Source organism: Sphingomonas sp. LH128, assembly GCF_000293195.2.
GTDB lineage: Bacteria > Pseudomonadota > Alphaproteobacteria > Sphingomonadales > Sphingomonadaceae > Novosphingobium > Novosphingobium resinovorum_A.
This window is the reverse complement of record NZ_ALVC01000144.1, coordinates 21420-27743: the sequence shown is the minus strand read 5'-3', so window position 1 is coordinate 27743 and position 6324 is coordinate 21420. Positions and strand designations below refer to the sequence as shown.

Genomic DNA, 6324 nt, shown 5'->3' with positions numbered 1-6324 from the left:
GGGGGGGGCCCCCGCCGACGCAGTCGGTGGTGGAGGGGTAGCGCGCTCAAAGCCCCCTCCGTCAGTCGCTGCGCGACTGCCACCTCCCCATCGCTACGCGACAGGGAGGATGAGCGCCTTCAGAGCGCGCGCGAGAGTTCCTTGATCTCGGTATTCAGGATGCGATCGTTCTCGGAATAATCGACCGGGCAGTCGATCAGATGCACGCCCGGCGTATCGCGGCAGTGCGCGAGCAGTTCCTTGAGGTGCGCGGCGCTCTCAACCCGGTAGCCGTTGGCGCCGTAGCTCTGCGCATACTGCACGAAGTCCGGGTTGCCATAGTTCAGCCCGAAGTCCGCAAAGCCCATGTTGGCCTGCTTCCAGCGGATCATGCCATAGGCATTGTCGTTCAGGATCAGCACCGTCAGGTTGAGACCGAGGCGCACCGCCGTCTCCATCTCCTGGCTGTTCATCATGAACCCGCCGTCGCCGCAGACCGCGAAGACCTTGCGCTCGGGATAGACCATCGCGCTCGCCATCGCCGAGGGCAGCCCTGCCCCCATCGTCGCCAGCGCGTTGTCGAGCAGCACCGTGTTGGGCTTCATCGCGCAATAGCCGCGCGCGAACCACAGCTTGTAGACGCCATTGTCGAGGCAGACGATCGCATCGTCGGGCAGCGCGTCGCGCACCTGCTGCACGGCATGGGGCGGGAAGATCGGGAATCGCTCGTCCGCCGCCAGCTTCGCGGTGTGCTCGACCTCGGCGGCGCGGAAGCGCAGCATTGAATCGAAGTTCCACTTGGGCGAAGGCGTGATCGCCTCCTTGATCTGCCACATGGCGTTGGCGATGTCGCCGATCACCTCGATGTGCGGGAAGTAGACCGGATCCACCTCGGCCGTTTTGGTCGAGATGTGGATCACCGTGCGGTCATCGCGGGTGCCGTCGTTGTGCATGAAGAACGGCGGCTTCTCGATCACGTCGTGGCCGATGTTGACGATGCAGTCGGCGTCCTCGATCGCGCGGTGCACGAAATCGCCCGAGGACAGCGCAGCGCAGCCCAGGAACTTGGGATGGCGCTCGTCGATCACGCCCTTGCCGAGTTGGGTGGTGAGGAACGGAATGCCGGTCTTCTCGACGAACTCGCTCAACATCTTGCTGGTCATCTTGCGGTTCGCGCCTGCGCCGATCACGAGAACGGGACGCTTCGCCGTCTGCAGGGCATCGACGGCCTGGACGATCGATTTCACGTCCGCCGTCGGGCGCCGCACGATCGAGCGCGGAACGGGGCGCGAATCGGTGTGCTCGTCGGCGATGTCCTCAGGCAGTTCGATATGCGCCGCGCCGGGCTTTTCTTCCTCGGCGATGCGGAACGCCTCGCGCACGCGGCTCGGAATATTGTCCGAGGACGCCATCTGGTGCGCATACTTGGTGATGGGCTGCATCATCGAGACGACGTCGAGGATCTGGAAGCGGCCCTGCTTCGACTTCTTGATCGGCTTCTGGCCGGTGATCATCAGCATCGGCATGCCGCCGAGCGTCGCATAAGCGGCAGCGGTGACGAAATTCGTCGCCCCCGGCCCCAGCGTCGAGAGGCAGACACCAGCCTTGCCCGTGTGGCGCCCGTAAGTGGCGGCCATGAACCCCGCGCCCTGTTCGTGACGCGTCAGGATCAGCTTGATCTGCTTCGAACGCGACAGCGAATCCAGAAAATCGAGGTTTTCCTCGCCCGGCACGCCGAAGATATACTCGACACCTTCCTGCTCGAGACATTCGATGAACAGGTCCGACGCCTTGCGCTTGTCGCTCTCGGCCATGATCCAGCTTTCCCTCTTCCTGCCGCCGGTCCCTGATGCCCGGCCGTCTTGATCGAGGCTGATACGCGATTCTGTTCAGGACCGTCCCTGATGAATTAATCAGCCTCGCCGTAGAAAATATCAGGCGGGGGCAAGCAGAGCTAGTAACCCTGCGCGAGATCGACCTGATGCGCCAGCGGCTCTCCGCGTAAATAGCGCCCGAGGTTACCGAGAAACCGCGCCGAGCCGCGCGCGAACAATGCATCCTGCGCGCGGCCGGACAAGTGCATGGAGATATGCACGTTCTCGCGCGACCACAGCGGATGGTCCGAGGGCAGCGGCTCGGGCGTAGTCACGTCGAGGAACGCCCCACCCAGATGCCCCGAATCGATCGCGGCGAGCAGCGCGTGCTGGTCAATCACCGTACCGCGCGCGAAATTGAGCAGGACCGCGCCCGGCTTCATCGCCGCGAACTGCTCCGCGCCGAACATGCCGGTCGTCTGCGGCGTCGAGGGGACGATCAGGATCACCCAGTCGAACCGCCCGAGCGCGCCCTGCCATTCGTCCTGCCCGAGTTCGCCTTCACCCGGCGTGCGGCGCGCGGCGGTGACTTTGGCGCCGAATACACACAGCATCCCGGCGATCTTCGCGCCGATCTCGCCCGCGCCGATCACCAGCACTTCGCTGTCCAGCAACTCGCGCTTGCCCGGCGAATCGGGCAGCCATTCGTGGCGATCCTGCGCCCGCACGACCTCGCGCCAGCCCTTGGCCATCGTCAGCATGCCCATGAGCGCATATTCGGATACGCTCTGCGCATGGATTCCCGCGCCATTGGTCAGCGCGACGCCGCGCTCCCGGAAAAGGTCGAGCGGCAGCCAGTCCACGCCCGAGGACATGGCGCAATACCACTTGAGCCCGGTCATCAGGGGCAATGCCTCGCGGGCCTTGGGCGGTGCGATCATATCCAGCCATGCCACTTCGGCGCGAGGTGCCAGCGCCATGAGTTGGTCGGCATCCTCGAACCACAGCGGCTCGACGCCTTCGGGCAGCTTGCCCTCCAGCCATGGGCGCGAGTTGGCATTGATCAGCGCGGCGGTCATGGGGCACTCCTAATCCGGGCAACTACAATAGCTTGCCAGCCTCGGAGCATCCGCGCGGGAAGACAAGGGCGGGTTCGGCATCCGCCCTTGCGTTCATGGCAACAATCAGGCCAGCTTCCATTCCCAGCCGAGCGGATCGCCGTCCATCGCCTCGACACCCTTGGCGGCAAGTTCGTCACGCAGGGCGTCGGACGTCGCGAAGTCCTTGTCGGCACGCGCCTGCTTGCGGGCGGCGAGCACGTCCTCGATCTCCGCCTCGGTAATTGCCGCCGTCTTGGGACGCAGGCGCAGATCGGCGCGCGCGGTGCCGAACAGGTCGAGCCCGAGCACCGCGTCCATTGCCTCGACCACGGCGCGCTTGGCGGCGGGATCGACCTTCTTCGCGGCCAACACCTCTTCCAGCGCGGTCAGCGCGATCGCGGTATTGAGGTCTTCGCCGATCGCCTTCTCGAAAGTTTCGAGCATCGGCGCGAGCTTGGGATGCGATGGTTCGCCCGCTTCCACGTCGGCAAGACGCTCGGCGACGATGATCATGCGCTTGAGACGCACCAGTGCGGCCGCGAGACCTTCCCAGCTGAATTCCAGCTCGCTGCGGTAATGCGCCTGCAGGCACATCATGCGGTAGCCGAGCGGGTGGTAGCCCTTGTCGATCAGCAATTGCAGCCGCAGGAATTCGCCTGACGACTTGCTCATCTTGCCTGAGCGCTCGACAAGAAAATTGTTGTGCATCCACACCTTGGCGCCGGAATTTGCGGGCACGTCGAGACCGCAGGAGTCTCCGGGGTTGCAGCAGAACGCCTGGTTCTGGGCGATCTCGTTGGGGTGGTGGATCTCGCGGTGGTCGATGCCACCGGTGTGAATGTCGAACGGAAACCCGAGCAGGTCGCCGCTCATCACCGAGCATTCGAGATGCCAGCCCGGCGCGCCTTTGCCCCAGGGCGAATCCCATTCCATTTGCCGCTTCTCGCCCTTGGGCGTCTTGCGCCAGATCGCGAAGTCGGCGGCGTTGCGCTTGCCCTCGACGGCCTCGATGCGGCCCTCGCCCTCCTCGGTGACGGCGCGGGCGAGGCGGCCGTAATCGGCGACGGTGGAGACGTCGAAATAGAGGCCGCTTTCCAATTCATAACAATGGATTGGCGCGATCTTCTCGGCGAATGCGATCATCTGCGGCACGTAGTCCGTGGCGATCGACCACTTCGCCGGCTGGCGGATGCCCAGCGCCTTGATGTCGGCCCAATAGGCCTGCGTGTAATGCTCCGCGATGTCCCAGATGGACTGGGACTGCGTGCGCGCCATCTTCTCCATCTTGTCCTCGCCCGCATCGGCATCGTCGGTCAGGTGGCCGACGTCGGTGATGTTGATGACGTGGGTGAGCTTGTAACCCTTGTGGCTCAACGTCCGACCCAGAATGTCCGCGAAGACATAGGCGCGCATGTTGCCGATGTGTGGGTAGTTGTAGACCGTCGGCCCGCAAGTATAGACGCGCGCCTCGCCCGGGTGGACGGGCTCGAACATTTCGAGCTTGCGGGTCAGGCTGTTGAACAGCGTCAGCTGGGATGCGTCGGTCATGCCTTGCCGAATAGGCAGCCCGGCGCGGCAGTCAAGCCGATGGCAGGTATAGGAGCAGCGCAAGGCGCCGCCCCCATACCGCAGGGTCAGAACTTCAGCGAGTCCACGATCTTGTGGTACGCCTCCAGATCCTTGCCGAAGTAATAGATCGAAGGCGCCTCGTAGGTGACAAGGTAGAGCTTCTTGTCGACCATCGTACCGATGGCCTCGCCCTTGCGCTCCACGCCATCCTCGTCGCGAACGTACGAATACGTGAAGCGAATTGCCTGCCTTCCACCTGCCGTCGTCACGTCCTGACTGTCGATCGCCATGCGGTTGACCTGGAACCGCGCGCGATAGGTGGATTCGAGCAGCAGAGGAATGTCGGGCAAAAGCATGGCACCATCAACCTTCGGGAGCGGCGCTTTCTTCTTGTTGGCTTCCCGATAGATGGGCATGCCGGCAGCCACGCCGCCGAAGAACGAGACCTTGTTGAGGTTGTCGCCGTCGCGCGTCCAGACTTCGACATTCGGTCCGCCGCTGAAGCTCAGCTTGTTCCACTCGCCGTCCGGAGAGGACGCGATCGACGACTTGGCGATCTTGGCGGTCGGGCCTGCCGCGATCAGCGAATTGGCGTGGACCGCAGGAGCTTGCATCGCCAGCGCGGCAAGCAGAACCAAAAGTACCTTCTTCATCTTTGCAAAATCCTATTTGGTGGCGACCAAAGCATTGATCATGCCGCGGTCGGAGGCATCCGGACTGCGTGTGAGGTATTCCTGAAGGGCGGTGCGGCCGTCGGCCTGTTCTCCGTTGCGCATGAGCGAGAGACCCAGTTCGCGATAGACGACCGGTTCGGCGTAGCCCTGGGTGATCGCCTCGCGGAAGAATTGCGAGGCGGTGGCAAGGTCGCGCGGGTTGCCCCGCGATCTGTACAGCTGGCCGCGTGCAAACAGCAGATCACCCGTCCAGCCTTCGACCCCCGACATCTTCTGGAGCAGGTATTCACTGCCGCCGAAGTCGTTCGCCTTGACCTGCGCGGCCAGAAAACGAGCGAGGTACGGGCGCATCGCATCCCGGTAGGCCTTGGCGCCATAGTCACCCGGATGCGGTTGGCGCATGGCTTCCTCTTGCAGGTAAGTCGCGCGGGCCAGCGAAGCCGGATGGGTATCGAAGAACCCCGACGAATACGCCTGCTTCGGCTTCAAGCCGCGCGAAATCGAGCGGGCGTCGTCCTCTCCCATCACGTAACGCCACACGTCGGCGGCGGCGGCATTGGGATATGGCGAATTCGCCATGTAGCCGAGGCTGAGCATGTCGGCGGCGGCTTCCTGATCGCGGCTGAAGCGGTAGATACCGCCGATCACGCTCATCTGCAGCGCCGCCGGGCTTACCCCCGCCGCCGCGCCGAGAAGCCCCACCCATGCCGCGACATCGGTGGAACTGCGTGCCTGCTTGAACGCGCGCAGCCCGTGGCGCAGCTCGAAATGCGCGAATTCGTGGCCGAGAATGGCCGCCAGTTCCGCTTCATTCTGCACCCTGAGCAGCAAGCCGCTCCACACCCGCATCGTGCCGTTTGGCGACATCGAGGCGTTGAACTGCGGAACTTCGAGGACATAGACCCGGACGCTGCGGCAGCGTTCCTGGCCCACGGCCTTGCACAGCACACCCTTCACGTAGCGGTTGAGGTCGTCCTCGTGCATGACGAGTGCGGAATCGCGCAGCGTGCGTTCCTGCTCATCAGCCTCCATCCACAGTCCGCGTTCATCGACGGTCGTGGGTTCATAGGCCTGGACGTAAGGCGGAAGCGTGGTCGAGAAAGGGGTCGTTGCTGGCGGCGGCGGGGCAGTTCCTGCAAGCAGAACTCCCGCCACGGCCGCGCCGAACGCAACCGTCAGGCGGCCCAT

At 64.0% G+C, this 6324-nt stretch carries 5 protein-coding genes; all 5 read right to left on the bottom strand.

The window, feature by feature from the left end:
• Window positions 1-119 precede the first annotated feature (119 nt).
• The gene (locus tag LH128_RS12715; RefSeq protein WP_008830043.1) at window positions 120-1793 is read right to left on the bottom strand and encodes an acetolactate synthase large subunit; all 1674 of its coding nucleotides are present in this window, start codon (window positions 1791-1793) and stop codon (window positions 120-122) included.
• A gap of 140 nt (window positions 1794-1933) precedes the next feature.
• The gene (locus tag LH128_RS12710; RefSeq protein ID WP_008830042.1) at window positions 1934-2872 is read right to left on the bottom strand and encodes a D-2-hydroxyacid dehydrogenase; all 939 of its coding nucleotides are present in this window, start codon (window positions 2870-2872) and stop codon (window positions 1934-1936) included.
• A gap of 105 nt (window positions 2873-2977) precedes the next feature.
• Window positions 2978-4441, bottom strand: a complete 1464-nt coding sequence (cysS, locus tag LH128_RS12705) for a cysteine--tRNA ligase (protein ID WP_008830041.1) — start codon at window positions 4439-4441, stop codon at window positions 2978-2980.
• Window positions 4442-4527: 86 nt separating this feature from the next.
• Window positions 4528-5115: a hypothetical protein gene (locus LH128_RS12700; RefSeq protein ID WP_008830040.1), complete on the bottom strand. Its 588-nt coding sequence runs from the start codon at window positions 5113-5115 to the stop codon at window positions 4528-4530.
• Between the two features lie 12 nt (window positions 5116-5127).
• Entirely contained in the window at window positions 5128-6324 is a 1197-nt protein-coding gene (locus LH128_RS12695) for a M48 family metallopeptidase (RefSeq protein ID WP_008830039.1), read from the bottom strand.